The organism is Aminobacter sp. J44 (assembly GCF_007829415.1).
In the GTDB taxonomy this organism is placed as follows: Bacteria; Pseudomonadota; Alphaproteobacteria; order Rhizobiales; family Rhizobiaceae; genus Aerobium.
The window spans coordinates 12929-37174 of record NZ_VLJG01000005.1; the positions used below are offsets into that span (position 1 = coordinate 12929).

Annotated in this window: 24 protein-coding genes; 15 read left to right on the forward strand and 9 right to left on the reverse strand. The window is 63.9% G+C overall.

The window, feature by feature from the left end; genetic code table 11:
* Nucleotides 1-36 precede the first annotated feature (36 nt).
* Genes trpA through L610_RS02720 form a run of 3 tightly spaced genes read right to left on the reverse strand, consistent with a single transcriptional unit; the run spans nt 37 to nt 2822 of the window.
* Entirely contained in the window at nt 37-876 is an 840-nt protein-coding gene (trpA, locus tag L610_RS02710; RefSeq protein WP_024849478.1) for a tryptophan synthase subunit alpha, read from the reverse strand.
* Between the two features lie 43 nt (nt 877-919).
* Nucleotides 920-2140, reverse strand: a complete 1221-nt coding sequence (gene trpB / locus L610_RS02715) for a tryptophan synthase subunit beta (RefSeq protein ID WP_024849477.1) — start codon at nt 2138-2140, stop codon at nt 920-922.
* A gap of 25 nt (nt 2141-2165) precedes the next feature.
* Nucleotides 2166-2822, reverse strand: a complete 657-nt coding sequence (locus tag L610_RS02720; protein WP_144702287.1) for a phosphoribosylanthranilate isomerase — start codon at nt 2820-2822, stop codon at nt 2166-2168.
* Nucleotides 2823-2895: 73 nt separating this feature from the next.
* Here L610_RS02720 and L610_RS02725 point away from each other — a divergent pair, with 73 nt between their 5' ends.
* Nucleotides 2896-3111 (forward strand): hypothetical protein, encoded by a 216-nt coding sequence (locus L610_RS02725; protein WP_024849475.1) that lies wholly within the window; start codon nt 2896-2898, stop codon nt 3109-3111.
* Nucleotides 3112-3113: 2 nt separating this feature from the next.
* Here L610_RS02725 and L610_RS02730 read toward each other — a convergent pair whose 3' ends face one another.
* The 4 genes from L610_RS02730 to L610_RS02745 form a co-directional block, all read right to left on the reverse strand.
* A complete protein-coding gene (locus L610_RS02730; RefSeq protein ID WP_024849474.1) occupies nt 3114-3881 on the reverse strand; it encodes a M48 family metallopeptidase in 768 nt (255 codons plus the stop codon).
* A 90-nt stretch (nt 3882-3971) separates the two neighbouring features.
* Complete coding sequence (locus L610_RS02735) at nt 3972-4424, reverse strand: DUF2852 domain-containing protein (RefSeq protein ID WP_024849473.1); 453 nt, start codon at nt 4422-4424, stop codon at nt 3972-3974.
* Nucleotides 4425-4498: 74 nt separating this feature from the next.
* A complete protein-coding gene (locus L610_RS02740) occupies nt 4499-5683 on the reverse strand; it encodes a benzoate/H(+) symporter BenE family transporter (protein WP_024849472.1) in 1185 nt (394 codons plus the stop codon).
* Nucleotides 5683-6468: a carboxylesterase gene (locus L610_RS02745; RefSeq protein ID WP_024849471.1), complete on the reverse strand. Its 786-nt coding sequence runs from the start codon at nt 6466-6468 to the stop codon at nt 5683-5685. The genes L610_RS02740 and L610_RS02745 overlap by 1 nt, the downstream gene beginning before the upstream one ends.
* 192 nt (nt 6469-6660) lie before the next feature.
* Here L610_RS02745 and infC point away from each other — a divergent pair, with 192 nt between their 5' ends.
* From infC to pheT, 5 genes are all read left to right on the forward strand, one after another.
* Nucleotides 6661-7197, forward strand: a complete 537-nt coding sequence (infC, locus tag L610_RS02750; RefSeq protein ID WP_024849470.1) for a translation initiation factor IF-3 — start codon at nt 6661-6663, stop codon at nt 7195-7197.
* Nucleotides 7198-7359: 162 nt separating this feature from the next.
* Entirely contained in the window at nt 7360-7569 is a 210-nt protein-coding gene (gene rpmI, locus L610_RS02755) for a 50S ribosomal protein L35 (protein ID WP_024849469.1), read from the forward strand.
* A gap of 35 nt (nt 7570-7604) precedes the next feature.
* Nucleotides 7605-8006: a 50S ribosomal protein L20 gene (gene rplT, locus L610_RS02760; RefSeq protein WP_024849468.1), complete on the forward strand. Its 402-nt coding sequence runs from the start codon at nt 7605-7607 to the stop codon at nt 8004-8006.
* A gap of 145 nt (nt 8007-8151) precedes the next feature.
* A complete protein-coding gene (gene pheS / locus L610_RS02765; RefSeq protein WP_144702290.1) occupies nt 8152-9237 on the forward strand; it encodes a phenylalanine--tRNA ligase subunit alpha in 1086 nt (361 codons plus the stop codon).
* A 19-nt stretch (nt 9238-9256) separates the two neighbouring features.
* Entirely contained in the window at nt 9257-11662 is a 2406-nt protein-coding gene (pheT, locus tag L610_RS02770; RefSeq protein WP_144702293.1) for a phenylalanine--tRNA ligase subunit beta, read from the forward strand.
* A gap of 984 nt (nt 11663-12646) precedes the next feature.
* Here pheT and L610_RS02775 read toward each other — a convergent pair.
* Entirely contained in the window at nt 12647-13003 is a 357-nt protein-coding gene (locus L610_RS02775; RefSeq protein WP_144702299.1) for a DUF423 domain-containing protein, read from the reverse strand.
* Between the two features lie 251 nt (nt 13004-13254).
* On the opposite strand from L610_RS02775, the gene dnaK reads away from it, so the two are divergent.
* The 9 genes from dnaK (at nt 13255) to L610_RS02820 (ending at nt 22521) form a co-directional block, all read left to right on the forward strand.
* Nucleotides 13255-15171, forward strand: a complete 1917-nt coding sequence (dnaK, locus tag L610_RS02780; RefSeq protein ID WP_024849464.1) for a molecular chaperone DnaK — start codon at nt 13255-13257, stop codon at nt 15169-15171.
* A 189-nt stretch (nt 15172-15360) separates the two neighbouring features.
* Complete coding sequence (locus L610_RS02785; protein ID WP_144702302.1) at nt 15361-16461, forward strand: acyltransferase; 1101 nt, start codon at nt 15361-15363, stop codon at nt 16459-16461.
* Between the two features lie 158 nt (nt 16462-16619).
* Entirely contained in the window at nt 16620-17741 is a 1122-nt protein-coding gene (gene dnaJ / locus L610_RS02790) for a molecular chaperone DnaJ (RefSeq protein ID WP_024849462.1), read from the forward strand.
* Between the two features lie 194 nt (nt 17742-17935).
* Nucleotides 17936-18538: a phospholipid N-methyltransferase PmtA gene (pmtA, locus tag L610_RS02795; protein WP_144702305.1), complete on the forward strand. Its 603-nt coding sequence runs from the start codon at nt 17936-17938 to the stop codon at nt 18536-18538.
* A gap of 78 nt (nt 18539-18616) precedes the next feature.
* Nucleotides 18617-19213 (forward strand): NADPH-dependent FMN reductase, encoded by a 597-nt coding sequence (locus tag L610_RS02800; protein ID WP_144702308.1) that lies wholly within the window; start codon nt 18617-18619, stop codon nt 19211-19213.
* Nucleotides 19213-19896, forward strand: a complete 684-nt coding sequence (pyrF, locus tag L610_RS02805) for an orotidine-5'-phosphate decarboxylase (protein WP_144702311.1) — start codon at nt 19213-19215, stop codon at nt 19894-19896. Before L610_RS02800 ends, pyrF begins: the two co-directional genes overlap by 1 nt.
* 26 nt (nt 19897-19922) lie before the next feature.
* A complete protein-coding gene (locus tag L610_RS02810) occupies nt 19923-20216 on the forward strand; it encodes a DUF1330 domain-containing protein (RefSeq protein WP_144702314.1) in 294 nt (97 codons plus the stop codon).
* Between the two features lie 245 nt (nt 20217-20461).
* Nucleotides 20462-21745 carry a polyhydroxyalkanoate depolymerase gene (locus tag L610_RS02815; RefSeq protein ID WP_144702317.1) on the forward strand — a complete coding sequence of 428 codons (1284 nt, stop codon included), beginning with the start codon at nt 20462-20464 and terminating at the stop codon, nt 21743-21745.
* A gap of 152 nt (nt 21746-21897) precedes the next feature.
* Nucleotides 21898-22521 (forward strand): transglutaminase-like cysteine peptidase, encoded by a 624-nt coding sequence (locus L610_RS02820; RefSeq protein ID WP_144702320.1) that lies wholly within the window; start codon nt 21898-21900, stop codon nt 22519-22521.
* Nucleotides 22522-22599: 78 nt separating this feature from the next.
* Here the strand turns inward: L610_RS02820 and L610_RS02825 are convergent, their stop codons facing one another.
* On the reverse strand, nt 22600-24132 hold the full coding sequence (locus tag L610_RS02825; RefSeq protein WP_144702324.1) for a YifB family Mg chelatase-like AAA ATPase: 1533 nt from the start codon (nt 24130-24132) through the stop codon (nt 22600-22602).
* Nucleotides 24133-24246 lie beyond the last annotated feature (114 nt).

Here is a 24246-nt window from a genome sequence, read left to right on the forward strand (position 1 = left end):
GCGTTCTCCGCTCTCGTTCTGGGAGAAGATAAGGAGCTATTGGGCCGCAGCAAGGCGGGCGCTGCGCGCGCCCTGTGCAAGGCCGGTCACCAGGGTGGCGACTGCTTCGGCGGGATCGGCAACGGTCTTGCCGTCCGGGCCGAGCACATTTGCAACAGCGTTGACGATTGCCGTGCCGACGACGACGCCGTCAGCCGAGGCGCCGATGGCACGGGCCTGCTCGGCGGTCTTGACGCCAAAGCCGACGCAGACCGGCAGGTCGGTGTGCTGCTTGATGCGGTCGACGGCGGTTGCGACCTTGCTGGTGTCCGGCAGGGCCGAACCGGTGATGCCGGTCATCGAGACGTAGTAGACGAAGCCCGACGTGTTCTCGAGCACCTTCGGCAGGCGCTTGTCGTCAGTGGTCGGCGTTGCGAGGCGGATGAAGTTGATGCCTGCGCGCACAGCCGGGATGCAGAGCTCCTCGTCCATCTCCGGCGGCAGGTCGACGACGATCAGGCCGTCGATGCCGGCGGCCTTGGCGTCGGCCAGGAAGCGCTCGGTGCCGTAGATGTAGATCGGGTTGTAGTAGCCCATCAGGACGATCGGCGTCTCGTCGTCTTCCTTGCGGAATTCGGAGGCCATCTGCAGCGTCTTGGCGAGCGTCTGGCCGCCCTTGAGCGAGCGCAGCGCAGCGGCCTGGATCGCCGGGCCGTCCGCCATCGGGTCGGAGAACGGCATGCCGAGCTCGATGACGTCGGAGCCGGCCTTCGGCAGGGCCTTCATGACGCGCAGCGAGGTTTCATAGTCGGGGTCGCCGCCCATGAAATAGGTCACGAGCGCCGGCCGTCCCTCGGCCTTGAGCTTCGCCATCCGGCGATCGATGCGGGTCGTCATGCGGTGTCTCCGGGAAGTCTCTTGGCGGTGTCGTCCGGCGGTCTCAGATTTCCATGCCCATCATGCCGGCGACGGTATGGACGTCCTTGTCGCCGCGGCCCGACAGATTGACGATGATGATCTGATCCTTGCTCATGGTGGGGGCGAGCTTCATCGCATGCGCGATGGCGTGGGAGGATTCGAGAGCCGGGATGATGCCTTCCTTCTGCGTGGTCAGCTGGAACGCTTCCAGCGCCTCGTCGTCGAGGATCGGCAGGTATTCGACGCGGCCGGTGTCGCGCAGCCACGAATGCTCCGGACCGACGCCCGGATAGTCGAGGCCGGCCGAGATCGAGTGGCCGTCGAGGATCTGGCCGTCATCGTTCTGCAAAAGGTAGGTGCGGTTGCCGTGCAGCACGCCCGGCTTGCCGGCATTCATCGACGCGCAGTGCTCGATGCCATCAAGGCCGCGGCCGCCGGCCTCGATGCCGATGATGCGCACGTCCTTGTCATCGAGGAACGGGTGGAAGATGCCGATGGCGTTCGAGCCGCCACCGACAGCGGCGATCACGACGTCCGGCAGGCGGCCTTCCTGCTCGAGGATCTGCTCGCGCGCCTCGCGGCCGATCACCGACTGCAGCTCGCGGACGAGCTCCGGATACGGGTGCGGGCCGGCGGCGGTGCCGATCAGGTAATAGGTGTCCTCGACATTGGTGACCCAGTCACGCAGCGCCTCGTTCATGGCGTCCTTGAGCGTGCCGTGGCCGGCGGAAACCGCCTTCACCTCGGCGCCGAGGAGCTTCATGCGGAAGACGTTCGGCTTCTGGCGCTCGACGTCGGTCGCGCCCATGTAGACCACGCAGGGGAAGCCGAAGCGGGCTGCGACGGTCGCGGAAGCGACGCCATGCTGGCCGGCGCCGGTCTCGGCGATGATGCGCTTGCGGCCCATGCGCTTGGCCAAAAGGATCTGGCCGAGGCAGTTGTTGATCTTGTGCGAACCGGTGTGGTTCAGGTCCTCGCGCTTGAAATAGATCTTTGCGCCGCCGAGGTGCTTCGACAGGTTCTCGGCGTAATAGAGCTTGGACGGACGGCCGGCATAGTGCGTCGACAGCGCCTGGAGCTCAGCCTTGAAGGCCGGGTCGTTCTTGGCCTCGTTCCAGTGCTTTTCCAGGTCGAGGATCAGGGGCATCAGCGTCTCGGCGACGAAACGGCCGCCATAGATGCCGAACATGCCCTGTTCATCGGGTCCGGTGCGGAACGAATTCGGTGCCACGGGCTGGTTCACGGCCGGTCTCCTGCACGATAGGGCATCAGGCCGCCATTGCCTGCGCGGTCCGGACTGCCTTGAAGAATTCCTCGATCAGCGCCGTATCCTTGATGCCCGGCGCGCTTTCCACTCCCGACGAGATGTCGATTCCGGGCGGATTGGAAAGACGCAGCGCATCGCCGATATTGGCGGCGTTCAATCCTCCGGAAAGCATGTAATCGATGCCGGGGTCAAGGGCTGGGAGCAGCCGCCAGTCAAAGGAAACACCGTTTCCACCCGGAAGCTCCGATCCTTTCGGCGGCTTGGCGTCGAAAAGGAAGCGATCGGCGACGCCGCGGAACGGCTCGATCTTCGCAAGATCCGCCGCCTCGCTGATCGAAAACGCCTTCATCACCGGGCGGCCATAGCGCGCCTTGACCTCCGCCACCCGCTCCGGCGTCTCCTTGCCGTGCAGCTGGACGATGTCCGGCGACAGCTCGGCAACGATCTCGTCGAGGAAAGCGTCGTCCGCGTCGACCACGACCGCGACCGTCTTCGCCCTGCCGTCGACCACCTTCTTCAATTCACGCGCGTGCGCGGGCGCGATGTTGCGCGGGCTCTTTGCGAAAAAGATGAAGCCGACATGGCTCCCCCCGCCGTCGATGGCTGCGCGAATGGCTTCGGGCGTCGAGAGGCCGCAAATCTTGATATCGAGGGTCATGCGTCCTTAACCGCACAAAATTGCGCGAACATCAAGGCACGCAACGTTTGCAGGCGAGCCGCGTTATGGCGGTATGGAAGATGATGTTGAGATACTCAAGGCGAAATTGCGCCAGGCGGCGGCGGTCATCGCCCAGCTGACGGGCAAGGACGACGTCCTCGGTGGCGAGGGCAAGCGCGCCCTTGAATATTTTAACAGCGACCACTTCGACCCGGCTTTCCTGCCCTGGCCGAAGCCGGAAGAAGAAAGCATACGGCCCGAAGACCTCAACGCGACGAACGACGACTGACTTCAGCCGAACTCGATTGCCTGCAGCGCGCCGCCATTGCGCTTGAGCCAGGCGCGCGCTTCGTCGGTGCGCGGGCAAAGCTCCCGGCACAGCGCCCAGAATTTCGGGCCGTGATTCATTTCCTTCAGATGCGCGACTTCGTGCGCGACGAGATAGTCGACCACCGTCAACGGTGCCATCATGATGCGCCAGTTGAAGGAGAGCGTGCCGTCCGAGGTGCACGAGCCCCATCGCGAGGTTGTGTCCTTGAAGCGGATTGCCTTTGCCTTGCGGCCGACCGCCTGCGTGTGCTTCGCAACCAGCGCCTCGATGTCGCGCTTGGCTTCGCGCTTCAAGAAATCCGCCAGCCGGCGTGGCAGGTGCTGCAGATCGCCGTGCACGAACAGCGCATCCTGCCCCTCAAACTCGCCCACTGAGACGGTACCGCGCTTGCCGGCCTCATGGATGATGAGATGCGGGCGGCCGCGCAGCGGCATCTTCACGCCCGGGCGCACCTGCGGTTGATCGGGAAGCTTTGCGAGCCTTGTTTCGAGCCAGCCCTGATGACGGTCGAGAAAGCGTTCGACCTCACCGCGAGCTAGACCCGGCGGAACGGTGATGCGCAGCCCCCTGCCCCCGGCGTCGATGCGCAGGGTCAGGCGCTTGGCGCGGTGGTTCTCGAAGATCCTGAGCGGCAGTTCGCGATCGGCAACGACATGGGTGCGCTCCTCCATTGTGATGGAGCGCGGCGCCTTTTTCTTCCTCGGGCTGGAGAACAAGCCGAATGCCATGCGGGCCATCTTAGATTGATTCGGGCAAACAAAAACGGCGCCGGTGGTCCAGCGCCGTCTTCTTCATTTCGCGCGCGTGGCGCGGTGTGATCAAACGTCGTCGAGGAGATTGTCGCCGTTGCTCGGCTTGCGCGCGTCGGAAGCCGGAGCCGACTTCGAACGCTCCGCCATGAAGCGATCGAACTCTTCCTGGTCCTTGGCGCGACGAAGCTCACGCAGGTAGCTGTCGAACTCTTCGCGCATCGCGTCGAGCTTGCGGCGCTCTTCCTCGATGCGGGCGAGTTCAGCCTCGCGCCAATCGTCGAAAGCGACGTTGCCGGTACGTCCCAAACGCTGGTGTGAGTGCATACCCGAACCTTTCCTGAAGGAGCAGAACTTGTCGCGGGCCTTGCTCAGGTCGCCCTTGACGTCTTCAAGGCGGTCGCCCCACAGGATGTAGGCAAGCATGGCAAGGCCAAGAGGCCAGAAAACCATGAAGCCCACGACCATCAGCGCGATGGTTGCCGGTGTCCACGCGGGACGGATCAGGGCAGTCTTGGTCATTGCGTTGCGTTCCTTGTCTTCCAGTCAGCCCCTATGGCTGCATGAAAAACACATGGGAACGCGAAAACGGCGATTCAAGAAGACTTCGCAGTTGCTTCCGCGAGAGCGACGTTCGTCTTGCGGGACTTGACCCGTTCAAGGCCCAGAACTGCAATGCCTGCGACCAGCCCCCAGAAGGCGGAGCCGACGCCAAAGACGGCGAGGCCAGACGCTGTGACCGCAAACGCAACCGTCGCCGCCGTGCGCTCCTGCGGATCGTTCATGGCCAGCGTCAGCGCGTTGGTCAGTGGCGCGAGAAGGCCAAGACCTGCCACAAGAATGATCAGGTTCGCCGGCAGGACCGCAAAGATCGCCACAAGCGAGGCACCAAAGAACGCAAAGACAGAATAGGTAAGCGCGTAGAACGGTGCCGTCAGCCATCGCTGCTTTGGATCAGGATGCGCATCGGGCGACGTACAGATCGCGGCCGATATTGCGGCCAGATTGGTCGTCAACGCATTGAACGGCGCGGTCAGGAGTGAAAACAGCCCCGTCAGCGCAACCAACCTGCCTGCCGGCGGCTCGTAGCCGGCGGCGCGGAGGATCGCGAGGCCAGCAAGGTTCTGCGAGGCCATGGTGACAAGAAAAATCGGAATCGCGAGGCCGAAAAACGCCCCGACGGTGAATTCCGGTGTCGTCCAGACGAGGGTCGAGATTTCAGGCGCGGGCAATGGTCCAACGCGTCCCGTCAGCCATGCTGCCAAGCCGCCGCCGATCAGAACAAACAGCACCGACATGGCCGGATTGATCAATCGGAAGATGAAGAAGGCAACAATAAGCGGCAAGATCAGCACCGGATCAACCGTCGCGCTCTTAGCGGCCGCCATGACGAAGCTGACGACGATGCCGGCCAACATGCCTGAAGATACCGACGAGGGGATACGCGAGATCAGCCGCGTCAACGGACGGAACATGCCGGTGATGACCAGCAGCACCGCAACCGCAATGAACGCACCGACGGCCTCCGCCATCGTGAAACCCGAGCTTGCGCCGATGAGCGCTGCGCCCGGCGTCGTCCAGGCTGTGATGATCGGCGTGCGGTAGTGCCATGACAGGATCAGCGAGCCGAGCGCGATGGCAATGCACATGCCGGTGACCCAGCTTGCGGTCTGCGCCTGCGTTGCGCCAACCGCATCGGCGGCCGCAATGATCAACGCAAGCGTGCCGCCGAACCCGACGACCGCTGCAACAAAGGCCGAAGCCGCCGCCGAAAAACGCATCAGGCCTGCCCTGTCCGTTCGATCAGCCCCTCCAGGGCCGAGATGATCATCGCCAGGTCCTGCGGCCGCGACAGGCGGTGGTCGCCGTCGCGGATCAGCGACAGCGTCACGTCATCGGCGGGCAGATGTTCGACCAGCCGGAGCGCGTGGTGGTAGGGCACGTCCGGATCGGCCATGCCCTGCAGGATGTGCACCGGACAGTGGGTGTCGATGAGGCCAGTCATGACGCGGTTGGCTCGCCCGTCATCGAACAGCGCCTTGGTGTAGACGTTCGGCTCCGGCGAGTATTCCGACGGCTCCTCGAAATAACCTTTCTCCTCGAGGTCGCGCTTTTGCTCGTCGGTGAGCTGCGGCTCCATCAGGTCCGTGGTGAAGTCAGGCGCGGGCGCGAGAAGAAGAAGACCAGCAAGGCGGCCGCCCTCGCCTGCCCTGTGCAACTCCTGAACCATACGCAGTGCAATCCACGCGCCCATCGACGAGCCGACGAGAATCTGCGGGCCTTCCGTTCGCCGGCGCAGCACCTCGAGGCTCTGCTTGAGCCACAGCGAAATGGTGCCATCGACAAAGCGGCCGCCCGACTCGCCATGGCCGGAATAGTCGTGGCGGATGAAGGCGTGGCCCTTCTCCTGTGCCCAGTCTGAAAGCGTCTCCGCCTTGGTGCCGAGCATGTCCGACTTGAAGCCGCCCAGCCACATCACGCCGGGGGTCGCGCCCGCGACCTGCCGCAGCGCGATGCGCTCTCCGTCGACGTCGATGAACTCTGGCTCAGCCGGCGTGGTGGACATTCGTTCGGTACTTTCCTATCTGTTGGCGAGTGAAATCTGCAAAAAAATGTAGTCGCGTACACCCTGATTCTTCGGCGAGCGCGTGATTCTTTCCAGCTCTTGTGATAAATGCACATGCGCTGCAGCGCGCTGAATCGGCGAGCGCGGCGAGATTTCATCCCGGCATATCAACGATTCGAGGAGACTACGACCATTCGCAGACCATTCAAAGCCACGGCGCCTGTCAAGGAAGGCCCCCGTTCCAACCTTGAGATCCGCGTGCCCCAGGTTCAGCTCATCGATGCTGAAGGACAGAACCGAGGCGTCGTGTCGATCAACGAGGCGCTGCTCCTGGCCGAAGATGCAGGCATGGACCTCGTGGAGATCGTTCCGCACGCACAGCCGCCTGTCTGCAAGATCACCGATCTCGGCAAGATGAAGTACCAAAGCCAGAAGAAGGCTGCGGAGGCGCGCAAGCGTCAGAAGACCATCGAGATCAAGGAGATCAAGATGCGTCCGAACATCGACGACCACGACTACGAGACGAAGATGAAGGCGGTCCGCCGCTTCTTCGACGATGGCGACAAGGTCAAGCTGACCCTGCGCTTCCGTGGCCGCGAGATGGCGCACCTTGAGCTCGGCATGCAGCTTCTGAACCGCGTCAAGGCTGAGGTCAGCGAGATCGCGAAGGTCGAAGCCGAGCCGAAGCTCGAAGGCCGGCAGATGATGATGGTTCTGGCCCCGAAGTAAGAAACGGAGTCAGGTTGCGCTTTTGCGGGCACTCCGCTATAGAGCGCGCGTTCGAAGAGCCGCCCGGCAGGGCATGCCGTGGCGGTTTCTTATGCTTCTCAGGCTTTGGTCGGCCTGAAGCAGACCTGCTCCGGCAACGGAGCGCAGAGAAAGGAAAGCAAAATGCCCAAGATGAAGACCAAGTCTGCCGCGAAGAAGCGGTTCAAGATCACCGGCACCGGCAAGGTTCTGTCCGCCGCTGCCGGCAAGCGCCATGGCATGATCAAGCGTTCCAACAAGTTCATCCGCGACGCTCGCGGCACGATGGTTCTCGCTGAACCCGATGCCAAGAAGGTCAAGACGTACTTCCTGCCTAACGGCGGCGGCCTCTGAGAGCCGGCTGGTAACGAGTTTAAGGAGATCATCAGATGGCACGCGTGAAGAGGGGCGTTACCGCCCACGCCAAGCACAAGAAGGTTCTTGCCCAGGCTAAGGGTTTCTACGGCCGCCGTAAGAACACCATTCGTATTGCCAAGCAGGCAGTCGAGAAGTCGCTCCAGTACGCCTACCGCGACCGCAAGGCCCGCAAGCGCAATTTCCGCGCTCTGTGGATCCAGCGCATCAACGCGGCTGTCCGCGAGCACGGCCTGACCTACGGCCGTTTCATCGATGGTCTGAACAAGGCTGGTATCGAGATCGACCGCAAGGTGCTGTCCGACATCGCGATCCACGAGCCGCAGGCTTTCGCCGCGCTCGTCGCGAAGTCGAAGACCGCGCTTGAGTATCTCAAGGACACCACGCCGAACCAGTTTGAGAGCGCAGTAGCCTAAGGCCGCCGCGCTTCCCAAGCTTTCGCAATCTGAATTGGGAAACCCGCGCCGGCAGGGCTGGCGCGGGTTTTTCCTTGTTGAAACTCCAGAACTGACAGCGGCCGCGCGCCGTCCGCATGCCAACGGATGAAATCAGGACGCCCACATGAGTGAACTCGAACAACTGGAACGCTCGATAAGCGATGCCATCGCTGCGGCCTCCGACGAAGCGGCTATTGAAGCGGTCCGCGTCGCCGCGCTCGGCAAGAAGGGCAGCATCTCCGAAAAGCTCAAGTCGCTGGGTGCAATGAGCCCCGAAGAGCGGCAGGTGATGGGCCCGGCGATCAACGGCCTCAAGGATCGGGTCACCCAGGCGCTGACCGCCCGCCGCACCGAGCTGCGCGACGTCGCCATCAACGCCCGCCTCAAGGCGGAAACCGTCGACGTGACGCTGCCGGTCCGCGACGCCCCGGCGGAGCGCGGACGCATCCACCCGATCAGCCAGGTGATCGACGAGATCACCGCGATCTTCGGCGATCTCGGCTTCTCGATCGCCGAGGGTCCGGATATCGAGACCGACTACTACAACTTCACCGCGCTGAACTTCCCGGATGGGCACCCGGCGCGCGAGATGCATGACACCTTCTTCTTCAACCCGAACGAGAACGGCGAGCGCAAGCTTCTGCGCACCCACACCTCGCCGGTGCAGATCCGCACCATGGAGAAGCAGAAGCCGCCGATCCGCATCGTCATCCCGGGCAAGACCTACCGTCAGGATTCCGACGCCACCCACTCGCCGATGTTCCATCAGGTCGAGGGCCTCGTCATCGACAAGACGGCTAACGTCGCCAACATGAAGTGGGTGCTGGAGGAGTTCTGCAAGGCCTTCTTCGAGGTCAAGCAGGTCAAGATGCGCTTCCGGCCGTCCTTCTTCCCGTTCACCGAGCCGTCGCTGGAAGTCGACATCCAGTGCGATCGCTCGCGTCCAGGCGAAGTCCGCTTCGGCGAGGGCAACGACTGGATGGAGATCCTCGGCTGCGGCATGGTGCACCCGAACGTGCTGCGCTACGGCGGGCTCGATCCGGACGAGTACCAGGGCTTTGCCTGGGGCATGGGCATCGACCGCATCGCCATGCTGAAGTACGGCATGCCGGACCTGCGCGCCTTCTTCGACGCCGATGTCCGCTGGCTGTCGCACTAKGGCTTCCGTCCGCTCGACCTGCCGACCCTGTTCGGCGGCCTGAGCCAGTAATTTCCAAGGAAAGACCACGATGAAGTTCACACTTTCCTGGCTCAAGGAACACCTCGACACCGATGCCTCGCTGGAGGAGATCGTCGAGCGTCTCACCATGATCGGCCTCGAGGTCGAGAGCGTCGACGACAAGTCGGTGCTGAAGCCGTTCATCATCGCCAAGGTGCTGACCGCCCAGAAGCACCCCGATGCCGACAAGCTGCAGGTGCTGTCGGTCGACACCGGCGCGGGCGCACCGATTCAGGTCGTTTGCGGTGCACCGAACGCACGCGCCGGCCTCGTCGGCGCCTTCGCGGCGCCCGGCACCTATGTGCCCGGCATCGATGTGACCCTGTCGGTCGGCAAGATCCGCGGCGTCGAAAGCCACGGCATGATGTGCTCGGAGCGCGAGCTGCAGCTTTCCGACGAGCACAATGGCATCATCGAGCTGCCGGAAGACGCGCCGGTCGGCCAGAGCTACGCCGGCTGGGCGAAGCTCGATGACCCGGTCATCGAGATCAACCTGACGCCGAACCGTCCTGACGCCACCGGCGTCTACGGTATCGCGCGCGATCTCGCCGCCTCCGGCCTCGGCACGCTCAAGGAGCGTCCGCTTCCGGCGATCAAGGGCGAAGGCCCCTGCCCGACCAAGGTCGTCATCGAGGCTCCGGAATTCTGCCCGGGCTTCGCGCTTCGCCTCGTGCGCGGCGTGAAAAACGGCCCGTCGCCGAAGTGGCTGCAGCAGCGCCTGATCTCGATCGGTCTGCGTCCGATCAACGCGCTGGTCGACATCACCAACTACATGACGTTCGACCGCGCCCGCCCGCTGCACGTCTTCGACCTGAAGAAGGTGGCCGGCAATCTGGTCGTCCGCGCCGCGAAGGAGGGCGAGAAGGTGCTGGCGCTCGACGGGCGCGAGTACACGCTCGCTTCGTCGCACTACATCATCGCCGACGACAACGGCGTCGAGTCAATCGCCGGCATCATGGGCGGCGAGCACTCGGGCTGTGACGAGAACACCACCGACGTGCTGATCGAATCGGCGCTGTGGGACGCGATCACCATCGCCCGCACCGGGCGCAGCCTCGGCATCATCACCGATGCACGCTACCGCTTCGAGCGCGGCGTCGATCCGGAGTTCATGGTGCCGGGCCTCGAGCTCGCCACCCAGATGGTGCTCGACCTTTGCGGCGGCACGCCGAGCGAGGCCGAAGTGGTCGGCTATGCCGGCTACACGCCGAAGACGATCACCTTCCCGTTCTCGGAAGTGAAGCGCCTGACCGGCATCGAGGTCTCGGCCGACGAGAGCCGCTCCATCCTCACCCGCCTCGGCTTTGCCGCGAAGGGCAACGGCGAGACGGCGGAAGTTTCGGTTCCGTCCTGGCGCCCCGACGTCGAGGGCAAGGCCGATCTGGTTGAAGAGGTCATGCGCATTCACGGCGTCGACCGCATCGAGCCGCAGCCGCTGACCAGTCACGACGCCGTCAACGGCCGCATCCTTACGCCGATCCAGATCCGCACCCGCAACGCCAAGCGCGCGCTCGCCGTGCGCGGCATGATGGAGGCCGTCACCTGGTCGTTCATCCCGGCCAAGCACGCGGAACTGTTCGGCGGCGGCCAGCAGGAGCTGAAGCTCGCCAATCCGATCGCGGCCGACATGTCGGACATGCGCCCGTCGCTGCTGCCGGGCCTGATCGCGGCCGCGCAGCGCAATGCCGACCGCGGCTTCGGCGACGTGGCCCTGTTCGAGGTCTCCGGCACCTATGAGGGCGATACGCCCGACCTTCAGCGCCGCGTTGCCGGCGGCGTGCGCCGCGGTACCGCGAAGATGGAAGGCCACGGCCGCCACTGGGGTGGCAATGCGGGCCCGGTTGGCGTGTTCGACGCCAAGGCCGACGCCTTTGCCGCGCTGGAAGCTGCGGGTGCTCCAGTCGATCGCCTGCAGGTCGAGGCCGGCGGGCCGTCCTGGTACCACCCGGGCCGCTCGGGCACGATCAAGCTCGGGCCCAAGGTGATCCTCGGCACGTTCGGCGAGTTCCATCCGAAGACGCTCGACGCGCTCGACGCATCCGGCCCGCTCTGCGGTTTCGAAGTCTATCTCGACGCAATTCCGGAAGCGAAGGCGAAGCCCACCCGCACCAAGCCGCGGCTTGAGCTGTCGCCGTTCCAGGCCGTGCGCCGCGACTTCGCCTTCGTGGTCGACAAGACGGTGGAGGCGGCCGCGGTCAGCAAGGCGGCCGGCGCCGCCGACAAGAAGCTGGTGACCGGCGTTCGCGTCTTCGACATCTTCGAGGGTTCGTCCCTCGGCGAGGGCAAGAAGTCGGTCGCAATCGAGGTCGCGATCCAGCCGGTCGAGCGCACGCTCACCGACGAGGACTTTGAGGCACTCGCCCGGAAGATCGTCGAGAACGTCGCTAAGCAGACCGGCGGCGTCCTGCGCGGCTGATTTTCTGTCCGTTACTGCTCATTGAATACGACCGTCGCCTCCCCGAGGCGGCGGTTTTGTTTTGGGGGAGCTACCGGAGCGATGTGGGAACGTGCCAACCTTTGAACAGATGGCGGTTTGGGAGGAGTGCCGAGCTGGTAGCTGCCTCGCACACCGTGACGCCGGCCTGAATGGTGCGCCACGTTCGCCCCAGAGATTTTTGCAATGTAGCGCCCGTCCCGCCCGCTCCACCATGCTTCGCATGGTCCCCCTCCCCCACTTCGTAGGGGAGGACTCCCGAGGCCGAGGCCTTCATCCGCGTTCGCGTTCAATTTTGAGGCGCTGTTTGGGTAGTGTTCACTTGGGCCGATGCGGCAGTGCATTGCTGGCGAAGCGCTGCGCTCCTGAAACGCGCGAACGTGGACCCTCCCCTACGGAGTGGGGGGAGGATCCTAAGGCCGAGGCCTTCATCCGCGCTCGGTTCAGTTTTGAGGCACTATTTGGGCGTGTGCACTTAGGCCCATGCGGCTGTGAATCGCTTTCCAAGCGCTGCGCCCATGAAACGCGCCAACGTGGATCCTCCCCTGCGAAGCGGGGGAGGTGGCGCGAAGCGCCGGAGGGGGCGTGAAGTGCACTGCGCTGGGAAGGAACCAGAAGCGACGCGCAAATTCTCCACCGTCGTGGCTTCTTCGCTGTTCAGGCATGGATGCCCGTGTCGAGCACGGGCATGACGAGGTGGATAGGCACCGTCATATCCTTCTCCGGTCATATGCTTCTCCGGCGGCGCATCCGCCAATGGAGTGCCCTGCGGTTGCGCTGCCGCCTAACCCCTTCGTCATGCCACGGCTTGACCGTGGCATCCAWTCCGGAACCGTTCCGGCCAGCGCGGCGGGATCAATTCGATCGAAACATAAACGGGACGGACAGAAGGCCGCTCGCACAGGTCAGCTGAGCAGCAGGCCTCCCAGGACGTTCTGTCAAAGAAGCCTCGCCATCCGAGCCTGCTCACCCCTCCGTTCGCGCGAAAGATGCGCCGGCGGCGATCACCAGCCAGCCGAGGATCATCGCCGTGCCGCCGGTAGGGGCGGCCATGGGGAAGAGGCGCGTGCCGACGTAGTTGCGCATCAAAAGGTCGCCGCTGAAGACCAGAACGCCGACCAGGAGCAGCCAGGCACCGGCGGTCAGGATCTTCATGCGGGCAAGAAAGCCGAGGGCAAGGAAGGCAGGCGCGTGGGCCAAGAGAAAGTGCGCGGCGGTCTCGACCGTGCCGCCGCCGATATGCGCCGCTGCGGCCGAAAGGGCGACGCCGGTTGCGCCGGAAATGCCGCCGGCAAAGATGAAAAAGCGGTTCGTCATCGTCATGTCCGTCTCGTGTCGACGGGCCCAGTCAGGGCGCCCGGTGTTGCCAGTTGTCAACTGCGCCAACTAACGCAGATCAAACACAGAACTGACCGGCGCAAGTGCTTGCAGCGCAACATGACGGTTCTTATATACGCGACATCATCACGGGGAGGTCATCGACCATGAGGCTCGCCGTGAAATTTACGTGTAAGGGGCCGTCCCAGGAACGCCTCATAGGGTCCATTGACGGCCTGCTAATGGAGAGATTGAACATGGCGAAAGTTATCGGCATCGACCTCGGAACAACCAACTCCTGCGTCGCCGTCATGGACGGCAAGGACGCCAAGGTGATTGAGAACGCCGAAGGCGCGCGCACCACGCCTTCCATGGTGGCGTTCACCGACGACGGCGAGCGCCTTGTCGGTCAGCCGGCCAAGCGCCAGGCGGTCACCAACCCGGAAAACACGCTGTTCGCGATCAAGCGCCTCATCGGCCGCCGTTTTGACGACCCGGTTACCGCAAAGGACAAGGAGCTTGTCCCGTATCGCATCGTCAATGGCGACAATGGCGACGCATGGGTTGAGGCTGGCGGCCGCAAGCAGTCGCCGAGCCAGATTTCGGCGATGATCCTGCAGAAGATGAAGGAAACGGCGGAAGCCTATCTCGGCGAGAAGGTCGAGAAGGCCGTCATCACCGTTCCGGCATACTTCAACGACGCACAGCGCCAGGCAACCAAGGATGCCGGTCGCATCGCCGGCCTCGAGGTCCTGCGCATCATCAACGAGCCGACCGCTGCCGCGCTCGCCTACGGCCTCGACAAGAAGGACGGCAAGACCATCGCCGTGTACGACCTTGGCGGCGGCACCTTCGATATCTCGGTGCTCGAGATCGGTGACGGCGTGTTCGAGGTGAAGTCGACCAACGGTGACACCTTCCTCGGCGGTGAAGACTTCGACCTGCGCCTGGTCGATTACCTCGCCACCGAGTTCAAGAAGGAACAGGGCATCGACCTCAAGAACGACAAGCTCGCACTTCAGCGCCTGAAGGAAGCTGCCGAGAAGGCGAAGATCGAGCTGTCGGCTGCCTCGCAGACCGAGATCAACCTGCCGTTCATCACGGCGGATGCGACCGGTCCGAAGCACCTGACGATGAAGCTGACCCGCGCGAAGTTCGAGTCGCTGGTCGATGACCTCGTCCAGCGCACCATCGAGCCGTGCAAGGCAGCGCTCAAGGATGCTGGCCTCAAGGCTGGCGAGATCGACGAGGTGGTTCTGGTCGGCGGCATGACCCGCATGCCGAAGATCCAGGAAGTCGTGAAGCAGTTCTTCGGCAAGGAGCCGCACAAGGGCGTCAACCCGGATGAGGTTGTGGCCATGGGCGCGGCGATCCAGGCGGGCGTTCTGCAGGGCGATGTCAAGGATGTGCTGCTGCTCGACGTGACCCCGCTGTCGCTGGGCATCGAGACGCTGGGCGGCGTGTTCACCCGCCTGATCGAGCGCAACACCACGATCCCGACCAAGAAGAGCCAGGTCTTCTCAACGGCAGAGGACAACCAGTCCGCCGTGACGATCCGCGTCTTCCAGGGTGAGCGCGAGATGGCTGCCGACAACAAGCTGCTCGGCCAGTTCGACCTCGTCGGCATCCCGCCCGCACCGCGCGGCGTGCCGCAGATCGAAGTCACGTTCGACATCGACGCCAACGGCATCGTCAACGTCTCGGCCAAGGACAAGGGCACCGGCAAGGAGCACCAGATCCGCATCCAGGCTTCGGGTGGCCTCTCCGACGAGGACATCGAGAAGATGGTCAAGGACGCCGAGGCCAACGCCGCAGCCGACAAGAAGCGGCGCGAGCTGGTCGAGGCCCGCAACCAGGCAGAAGCCCTGATCCACTCGTCCGAGAAGTCGGTCAAGGACTACGGCGACAAGGTATCGGCCGATGACCGCAAGGCCATCGAGGATGCCATCGCCGCGCTGAAGACTGCAGCCGAGGGCGACGACGTCGAGGACATCAAGGCAAAGACCAACGCCCTTGCCGAAGCTTCGATGAAGCTTGGCCAGGCGATGTACGAGGCAAGCCAGACCGAGGCTGCAGAGGCTGACGCCCGCGCCGACGCGAAGAAGGACGGCGAGGATGTCGTCGATGCCGACTTCGAGGAGATCAAGGACGACGACGACAAGAAGTCGGCCTGATCCGGTCAAACGCCATCAACCTGAAGAACCCGGCCTCATGCCGGGTTTTTCTTTTCCGGCCCGCCGCCGTTAAGGCTAATAAAAGGTAACGGCTGCGGCCGTCACCGAACCTGCTATCCTCATCAAGAGGCAACAGGTTCGCATGTCCCGGGGGTACCGCCCGCGCGGCATGCGAAGACGGGGGTGGGCTTGCAGCATTTTCGGGTGCTGGATTTCTGGCGGCTGTTTGCGGCAGTGGGGGTGATGAGCTTCCACTTCCTGCGCTATGCGCCGGCCGAATTCCGCTGGATGGAGGAATCGCTCCACCGGCTGCTGCCGGTCATGGACATGTTCTTCATGATCTCCGGCTTCCTCATCATGCTGCATCACGGCGACAGCGTGCTGGAGGGCGCCGGCTCGGTTCGCCGCTTCATCGTCCGCCGCTTTGCGCGCATCTACCCGCTCTACTTCGCGACGCTTCTCTTCTTCATCGGTATCGGCATTGCCGTCCAGCTCGGCTACGTGACGACCGGATGGGCSCMCCGGTTCGACTTCGAATMCCTGCCGCACAACCTGCTGCTCATCCAGAGCTGGGGCCTCGTTGAATACCTGACCTTCAACTATGTCGCCTGGACGCTGTCGGCGGAATGGTTCTGCTACCTCGTCTTCCCGCTACTGGTGGCGGCATTCAAGTTCTCCGGCGCCATCGGGCTCGCAGTGATCGCTGCACTCGCCATCCTCTCCCTCGAAGCGATCAGCGCCGCAGGGTTGATCCCAGAAGGATCCTGGCTGAAGACGAATTCATGGGCGGCGTTCCGCGCCTTCGCCGACTTTTCCGTCGGTGCGCTGATCGCTGTGCTGGTGAGAAGGTCGCGCTGGATGCTGCGTTCACACCTGCCTGCGTGGACGCTGTTCTTCGTGTCGCTGGCCACGATGTACTTCGGCGCGAACGGCCACCTCTCCCTCGCCTTGCTCGCCAGCGCCGTGTTTCTTGCCGCACTTGCCGAACAGAACAATCCGGACGGGGCGAACTTCCTCAAGCCGCTGCACGGGCTCGGCCAGGTGTCGTTCGGCATCTACCTCATTCACCCAGTGCTTGAGGTCGGGCTGTTTTCAGTGATCTGGCGCATGGTGCTCGAACCGCAGGACGTCATGCCCTTCTTCGTGTACTGGCTCTTCCCGATGGGGACGGTGCTTCTTGTCGCCCTCGCCTCGAATCGCTGGTTCGAGCGGCCCGTCGGACAGGCCGTTGTGGGCTGGCATGAGGGTGTGCTGACGCAGCGCAAGCAGTCCCTTTCTGCTGCAGAATAGTCGCATTTCGTCCCAGTTCCGGCAAAAAGCTGCTTGTACGAGAGCCCTCCCCTAGCATACGCCATCGGGGCTCACTAAATGGGAGCAAGCATTTCCGGCGGGCTTCCCGCGAGACAGCGCAACCTCAGCGCAATCCAGGCAGGTTGACCAAGGCGAACATGAAGGCGGATTACTACGAAATCCTCGGCGTTCAGAAGGGAGCGGACGAGAAGGAACTCAAGAGTGCGTTCCGCAAGCTCGCAATGAAGTATCATCCTGACCGGAACCCGGGGGATGCGGAATGCGAAGCCAAGTTCAAGGAAATCAACGAGGCCTATGAGTGCCTCAAGGACCCGCAGAAGCGGGCAGCCTATGATCGCTACGGCCACGCAGCCTTCGAGAACGCGGGCATGGGCGGCGGTGGCGGCTTTGGCGCCGGCGGATTTGCTGACATCTTCGAGGACATCTTCGGCGACATGATGGGCCGGCGCGGCCGCTCGTCGGGCGGCCGCGAGCGCGGGGCCGACCTGCGCTACAACATGGAGATCACGCTCGAGGAAGCCTTCACGGGCAAGACGGCGCAGATCCACGTTCCTGCCTCGGTGGTCTGCGACGACTGCACCGGCTCGGGCGCCAAGCCCGGAACCCAGCCCGTGACCTGCCAAATGTGCGGCGGCGCGGGTCGCGTGCGCGCCACCCAGGGCTTCTTCTCGATCGAGCGCGCCTGCCCGAGCTGCCACGGCAAGGGCCAGATCATCGCCGATCCGTGCCCAAAATGCTCCGGCCAGGGCCGCGTTACCGAGGAGCGTACGCTCTCAGTCAACATTCCGGCAGGCATCGAGGACGGCACCCGCATTCGCCTGGCGGGCGAAGGCGAGGCGGGCCTGCGCGGGGGGCCGAACGGCGACCTCTACATTTTCCTCTCCATCAAGCCGCACGACATCTTCCAGCGTGACGGCGCGGATCTCTTCTGCAAGGTGCCGATCTCGATGACGACAGCGGCGCTTGGCGGCTCGTTCGAGGTGTCGACGCTTGACGGCACGCAGACGCGCGTGAAGGTTCCGGAAGGCACGCAGAACGGCAAGCAGTTCCGCCTGCGCGGTAAGGGCATGCCGGTGCTGCGCCAGTCGACAGTCGGCGATCTCTACATTCAGGTCGCGGTCGAGACGCCACAACACCTGACCAAGCGCCAGCGCGAACTGCTCGAGGAATTCGAGCGCATCTCCTCGAAGGAGAACCACCCGCAGTCGACCGGCTTCTTCGCGCGGATGAAGGAATTCTTCGATTCCTCCAGCGCCTAAGCAAGACACGTTTTGAGCCCCGCAAGGGGCTCAATTTCTTTAGGGCGCTGTCTTCTGGCGCTCGGCGGCTCCTGAACGCAAGCATGCCGCTGGGTAAAATCGGCCGGTAAAAATCCCCGCAGAGGGTTCCCAAAGGATAGCCTTGCGCATAGGTTACGCCCTGCGACATTTTCTGTTCTGGAGGCGACATCGAAATGGCAGGCAATCTCCGCAGGTCTCTGGCTGAGCGATTCGACGAAGAGCTGAAGTTCTTTAGGACCTGGATTGAGATGCCCAAGGCGGTCGGCGCGATCCTGCCAACCAGCAGCATTACCGCCCGCAAGATGGCGAGCGTCATCAACCCCGCCTCGGGCCTGCCGGTACTGGAGCTGGGACCCGGAACAGGCGTCATCACCAAGGCGATTCTGGAGGCCGGCGTCGCGCCGCAGGACCTCTGGTCGGTCGAATATTCTCCCGACTTCGTCGAACACCTGCGCGAGCACTTTCCGGACGTGAACATCATCCACGGCGACGCGTTCAACCTCGACAAGACGCTCGGTGACAAGCACGACCAACGCTTCGATTCGGTGATTTCCGCCGTGCCGCTGTTGAGCTTCCCTGTTCCCCAGCGGATCGCTTATGTCGAAGCCCTGCTCGACCGTCTGCCGATCGGCCGGCCGGTGGTCCAGATCACCTATTCGCCCCGCTCGCCGGTGCCCGCTCACAAGGGCAATTATGTTGTCGAGCATCTCGACCTCGTGCTGCGCAACATTCCGCCCGCACAGCTATGGGTCTACCGCCGTCCGATGGCGTCCTGACCCTTCCGGGGGCCACACCTTTGACGGTCCCGTTGCCTCGGTTATATCGAGAGGACACGCAACGGGATCGCCAGCCACATGAATCCGAAAATACTCGTCTTCGCCGGCTCGACCCGGACCGGCGCCTACAGCGGCAAGACCGCCGACGTCGCGCAGAAGGAATTGGCGCTGCTCGGCGCGGAAGTGACCCGCATCTCGCTCGGCGACTACCCGCTGCCGATAATGGACCAGGACTACGAGGCTGAGCACGGCATTCCGGAGAACGCCTACCGGCTGTGCCGGCTGATGATCGCCCATGACGGCGTGCTGATCGCGACGCCCGAATACAACGGCTCGGTGCCGCCGCTGCTCAAGAACGCGATCGACTGGGTAAGCCGCATTCGCACCGACAACGGCAAGAAGGTGAAACCCTTCAACGGCAAAATCATCGCCCTGTGCGGCTCCTCCGACGGGCGCTGGGGCGGCATCCGCGCCGTCTCGCACCTGCGCCAGATCCTGTCGCACATGCAGGCAGACCTCATCACGCCGCAATGCCTTGTGCCTGACGGGGCAAATGCCTTTGACGAACACGGCAATTTCGTCGAGGAGAGAATGCTGAGATCGATGCAGACGGTCTGCAAGACACTTACCGAACATGCGTGGCTTCTGTCCGCGCAGTCGCGAGGAGAACGCTGATGAATGGAAGCCTGATTGTCGGCCTCGACCTTCCAACCGTAGCCGAGGCCGAGAAGGCGGTGCGCGAGCTCGACGGGGTCGTCGACTTCTACAAAATCGGCTACCGGCTGGTCTTTGGCGGCGGCCTGGAATTCGCCCGCGACCTCGCGGCGGAAGGCAAGAAGGTCTTCCTCGACATGAAGCTGCTCGACATCGACAACACAGTTGCCGAAGGCGTCGAGAACATCGCCAAGATGGGCGTGTCGATGCTGACGCTGCATGCCTATCCGAAGGCGATGCGCGCGGCGGTCGCCGCTGCGAAGGGCTCTGACCTGTGCCTCCTCGGCGTGACGGTGCTGACATCGATGGATGCCGACGACGTGCGCGAAGCAGGCTACGCCGACGATCCGGCGACGCTGGTGCGCAAGCGCGCCGCACAGGCGCGCGAGGCCGGCATGGGCGGCATCGTCTGCTCGGCTGCGGAAGCCGCCGCGGTGCGCGAGATCCTCGGCGGCGACATGGCGATCGTCACTCCGGGTATTCGCCCAGCCGGAGCGGAAAAGGGCGACCAGAAGCGGGTGATGACGCCGGCCGATGCGCTGCGCGCCGGCGCGACCCACCTTGTCGTCGCCCGTCCGATCATCGGCGCACCGGACCGGCGCGCTGCCGCACAGGCGATCCTCGACGAGATGCAAGCCGCCTGACACCATCAACCAAGGGAGGGAAAAGCATGGCCAAGGGATATTGGATCGCGCATGTCGATGTCCGCGATCCGGAGCGCTACAAGGACTATGTTGCAACGGCTAAGCCTGCATTCGAGCGCTATGGCGCAAGGTTCCTTGCACGCGGCGGCACCTACGAGGTGATGGAAGGCTCAGGCCGGTCCCGCAACGTCGTCATCGAGTTCCCGTCGATGCAGGCGGCAATCGACTGCTACAACAGCCCCGAATACCAGGCCGCCAAGGCCATTCGCGTCACCGTCGCCGATGCCGACATGGTGATCATCGACGGCTTCGAGGGCTGAACCCTCTTTTCAAGAAAGTATCCTGAAGGGGCGCCGCGGCGCCCCTTTTTGCATGTTGCGGCTTGCCGCTGGGTAGTCTGCCGCAAAAAGCCGGATGCTGTATGCAACCTGCCGGTCCGCCCGGTGTTTAACGTCTGAACTCTATTGCATCGCAGCAAAAGCCTGTTAGCTTCTGCGGCAAAATTTTTCCTGACCGGCCGCCTTCGTGCATGCCGGCCGCGGTAAAGGCCCCGAGGTCGTCGCGAATGTACTATCAGCTCTACGAACTCAACCATGCCGCCCTCCAGCCCCTGAGGGCCTATGCGGACGCCGTGCGCGTCATTTCGCAAAGCCCGCTCAACCCGTTTGCGGCAACGCCGATGGGAAGGTCGGTCGCGGCGGCGGCGGAAGTGTTCGAGCGCACCACGCGCCGCTATGCCAAGCCCGCCTTCGGCATCGAGAGCGTGACGGTCGACGGCAAGAGCGTCGCGATCCGCGAGAAGACGGTGTGGACGCGGCCGTTCTGCAGCCTGCTGAACTTCGAGCGCGACCTTCCGGCTGCGCGCGCGGAGCGGGATCCGAAACTGCTGATCGTCGCGCCGATGTCGGGCCACTACGCCACGCTTTTGCGCGGCACGGTGCGCTCAATGGCCGAGCATGCCGACGTCTACATCACCGACTGGGCCGATGCGCGCATGGTGCCTGCCTCGGACGGGCGCTTCGGCCTCGACGACTACGTCGACTACATCATCGACATGCTGCACCACCTCGGGCCGAACACGCATGTGATGGCCGTGTGCCAGCCATCGGTACCGGTGCTGGCTGCGGTGGCCGTCATGGAGGCGCGCGGCGACAAGTTTGCGCCGGCCAGCATGACGCTGATGGGCGGGCCGATCGACACGCGCCGCAACCCGACAGCCGTCAACAAGCTCGCCGAGGAAAAGGGCATCGACTGGTTCCGCGAGAACGTCATCATGCAGGTGCCGTGGCCGAACCCGGGCGCGGGCCGCGACGTCTATCCCGGCTTCCTGCAGCTCACCGGCTTCATGTCGATGAACCTCGACCGTCACCTGATCGCGCACAAAGACTTCTTCATGCACCTTGTGAAGAACGACGGCGACTCGGCGGAGAAGCACCGCGAGTTCTACGACGAGTATCTCGCCGTGATGGACCTGACGGCAGAATTCTATCTTCAGACAGTGGACACTGTTTTCGTCCGCCATGACCTGCCCAAGGGCCAGATGATGCACCGGGGCGAGAAGGTCGACCTCACCGCCGTCCGCAACGTCGCGCTCTTCACCGTCGAAGGCGAGAACGACGACATTTCCGGGCTCGGGCAGACGCAGGCCGCGCACGACCTCTGCATCAACATTCCGCAGGAAAAGCGCGCGCACTATGTGCAGCCGCAGGTCGGCCACTACGGCGTGTTCAACGGCTCGCGCTTCCGCTCGCAAATCGTGCCTCGCATCGTCGACTTCATGGCCGCTCAGACGCAAGGTGCGACCTCAACGACGTCGACAAGCCGCAAGCGTCCCGCTAAAGGTAGCTGATGGCGAATGCCACTGTGTGCCTTGCGCAACAGTAACGTGGCTTCAGTAACCATAAGCTCAATCCAGCCCTTCCGTTCATTGACTTCCGCCCCGTTCAGTCGTTAACAGTTCATTAACGACTAAAACACGCAGTGATCTTGGGGTTAGGGCGTATGTGGGCCACGCTTCGCAGGTGGCAGCCGGGGATTTTCACGGCTTCTCTCCTGCTCATCGCAGCAGCGACAGGATCGACGACGCAGGCGTCCGGCGCCGGCGCGATGATCACCGGCGGCCTCACCTCCCAGCCGATTGGCCACTACGAATTCTGCAAGCGCTTCGCTTCCGAATGCTCGATCCGTCCGCGCGACAGCGGCCCGGTGATCGTCACCGACGCCCTGTGGAACCAGATCAGCGAAGTCAACAAGGCGGTCAACGCGGCTGTGAAGCCGATGAGCGACTATGACGTCTACGGCCAGGACGAATACTGGGCGTATCCGGAGCAGTCCGTCGGCGACTGCGAGGACTATGTCCTCGAGAAGCGTCGCCAGCTCAACGCGCTCGGCATTTCGCTGTCCAACCTGCTGATCACCGTGCTGCGCAAGCCGGACGGCGAGGGGCATGCAGTGCTGACGGTTCGCACCAACCGCGGCGACTTCATCCTCGACAACCTCAATGACGAGCTGCGCGCCTGGAACGAGACGGGCTACCAGTTCCTCAAGCGGCAGGCCGCCAATCATACCGGCCGCTGGGTGACGATCTACGACGACCAGAACATGCTGGTCGGCTCGGTGGACTGAGCATTCCGCATTTCCTCTGCCCGCGGGCGGAGCGGCTTCGAGCTGCCCGCTAACGGTCGCGAGTACCCTGTCTCCCCCTCACGCAGCCTGGCGCATGCGCTCGCCCGCCATGCGATAGGAAATCGCTTCTGCCAGATGGATACGGCCGACGCTGTCTGCGCCGTCGAGATCGGCAATGGTGCGCGCGACCTTCAGCACACGATGGTAGGCGCGGGCGGAAAGGCCGAGCTTGTCGCTGGCATCGCGCAGCAGCGCTGATCCCGGCTGGTCGAGCTTGACGATCTCCTCAATCAGTCCCGTCGGGCAATGCGCATTGACCGTAACATCCCTGATGCCCAGCGCCTGGTAGCGCGCAGCCTGCAATTCACGGGCGCGGGCGACGCGCTGGGCAACCACCGCGCTTGATTCCGCGCGGCCCGGAGCGATGAGGTCGCTGGCGGTCACCGCCGGCACCTCAATCCTGAGGTCGATACGGTCGAGCAGCGGGCCGGACAGCCGCGCCTGATAATCGGCCCGGCAGCGGTCGCCACGCGCGCAGCGATGGCCGGGCTCGCCCGCCATGCCGCATCGGCACGGGTTCATCGCCGCGACGAGCTGGAACTTTGCCGGGTAGCTGACGCAGCCATTGGCGCGCGCGACAACGCACTCGCCGCTCTCGAGCGGCTGGCGCAGCGCATCGAGCGTCTGCGGCGAAAATTCCGGCAGTTCGTCGAGGAAGAGAACCCCGTGATGGGCAAGCGAGGCCTCGCCGGGACGCACCCGCATGCCGCCGCCGACAAGGGCTGCCATGGTCGCGGAATGATGCGGCGCACGGAACGGCCTGCGGTCCGACAGCCGCCCGCCTGGAATGGCGCCCGCCATTGAAGCAATCATCGACACGTCCAGAAGTTCGCGCGGTGACAGCGCCGGCAGTATCGACGGCAGCCGCTGAGCCAGCATGGACTTGCCGGAACCGGGAGGGCCGACCATCAGAAGATTGTGCGCGCCAGCGGCCGCAATCTCCAGCGCGCGGCGGGCGCTCTCCTGCCCCTTGATGTCGGCAAGGTCGGGCAGGTTCGATGCCGGCGGCTGGATCGCGGGCTCGGGGCGCGAGAGCGCCTGCAGGCCGCGAAAGTGGTTGGCAAGCGCGATCAGGCTGCGCGGGGCGAGGATGTCGATGTCGGCGCCGGCCCATGCGGCCTCCGCACCGACGGCATGCGGGCAGATCAGCCCCTTGCCGAGCGCATTGGCGCCCACCGCGGCAGGCAGAGCGCCGGCGACCGGGGCGGTGGTGCCGTCGAGTGCGAGTTCTCCGACAACGACATAGTCGGCCAGCGCATCCGGGGGGATCGCGCCGAGCGCAGCCATCAGGCCGAGTGCAATCGGGAGGTCATAATGACTGCCTTCCTTCGGCAGATCGGCAGGCGCAAGGTTCACGGTCACGCGCTTGGCCGGCATGGCAAGGCCGGAGGCATGGAGCGCCGCCTGCACCCGCTCGCGGCTTTCGGCCACCGCCTTGTCAGCGAGGCCGACGATCTGCATGCCCACCTTGCCGGGCGCGACCATGACCTGGACATCGACCGGAATGGCCTCGATGCCCTCGAAGGCGACAGTGGTGACGCGTGCGATCATGCTGCCCCCTGCCCCGCCGCATGGCGGCGTGTCCCCGAACGGAACCTTACGCCTTCAGAGAAGCACAAGCACAACCAATTTACAAGAACATTTGCAGAACAATTTGCTTGAAGG

Excerpts from the sequence above, each read along its gene's own strand:
- trpA (WP_024849478.1), bottom strand. The coding sequence starts at position 876 with ATGACGACCCGCATCGATCGCCGGATGGCGAAGCTCAAGGCCGAGGGA.
- L610_RS02720 (WP_144702287.1), bottom strand. The coding sequence starts at position 2,822 with ATGACCCTCGATATCAAGATTTGCGGCCTCTCGACGCCCGAAGCCATT.
- L610_RS02725 (WP_024849475.1), top strand. The coding sequence starts at position 2,896 with ATGGAAGATGATGTTGAGATACTCAAGGCGAAATTGCGCCAGGCGGCG.
- L610_RS02730 (WP_024849474.1), bottom strand. The coding sequence starts at position 3,881 with ATGGCATTCGGCTTGTTCTCCAGCCCGAGGAAGAAAAAGGCGCCGCGC.
- L610_RS02735 (WP_024849473.1), bottom strand. The coding sequence starts at position 4,424 with ATGACCAAGACTGCCCTGATCCGTCCCGCGTGGACACCGGCAACCATC.
- L610_RS02740 (WP_024849472.1), bottom strand. The coding sequence starts at position 5,683 with ATGCGTTTTTCGGCGGCGGCTTCGGCCTTTGTTGCAGCGGTCGTCGGG.
- L610_RS02745 (WP_024849471.1), bottom strand. The coding sequence starts at position 6,468 with ATGTCCACCACGCCGGCTGAGCCAGAGTTCATCGACGTCGACGGAGAG.
- rpmI (WP_024849469.1), top strand. The coding sequence starts at position 7,360 with ATGCCCAAGATGAAGACCAAGTCTGCCGCGAAGAAGCGGTTCAAGATC.
- rplT (WP_024849468.1), top strand. The coding sequence starts at position 7,605 with ATGGCACGCGTGAAGAGGGGCGTTACCGCCCACGCCAAGCACAAGAAG.
- pheT (WP_144702293.1), top strand. The coding sequence starts at position 9,257 with ATGAAGTTCACACTTTCCTGGCTCAAGGAACACCTCGACACCGATGCC.
- L610_RS02775 (WP_144702299.1), bottom strand. The coding sequence starts at position 13,003 with ATGACGATGACGAACCGCTTTTTCATCTTTGCCGGCGGCATTTCCGGC.
- dnaK (WP_024849464.1), top strand. The coding sequence starts at position 13,255 with ATGGCGAAAGTTATCGGCATCGACCTCGGAACAACCAACTCCTGCGTC.
- dnaJ (WP_024849462.1), top strand. The coding sequence starts at position 16,620 with ATGAAGGCGGATTACTACGAAATCCTCGGCGTTCAGAAGGGAGCGGAC.
- pmtA (WP_144702305.1), top strand. The coding sequence starts at position 17,936 with ATGGCAGGCAATCTCCGCAGGTCTCTGGCTGAGCGATTCGACGAAGAG.
- L610_RS02800 (WP_144702308.1), top strand. The coding sequence starts at position 18,617 with ATGAATCCGAAAATACTCGTCTTCGCCGGCTCGACCCGGACCGGCGCC.
- pyrF (WP_144702311.1), top strand. The coding sequence starts at position 19,213 with ATGAATGGAAGCCTGATTGTCGGCCTCGACCTTCCAACCGTAGCCGAG.
- L610_RS02810 (WP_144702314.1), top strand. The coding sequence starts at position 19,923 with ATGGCCAAGGGATATTGGATCGCGCATGTCGATGTCCGCGATCCGGAG.
- L610_RS02815 (WP_144702317.1), top strand. The coding sequence starts at position 20,462 with ATGTACTATCAGCTCTACGAACTCAACCATGCCGCCCTCCAGCCCCTG.
- L610_RS02820 (WP_144702320.1), top strand. The coding sequence starts at position 21,898 with ATGTGGGCCACGCTTCGCAGGTGGCAGCCGGGGATTTTCACGGCTTCT.
- L610_RS02825 (WP_144702324.1), bottom strand. The coding sequence starts at position 24,132 with ATGATCGCACGCGTCACCACTGTCGCCTTCGAGGGCATCGAGGCCATT.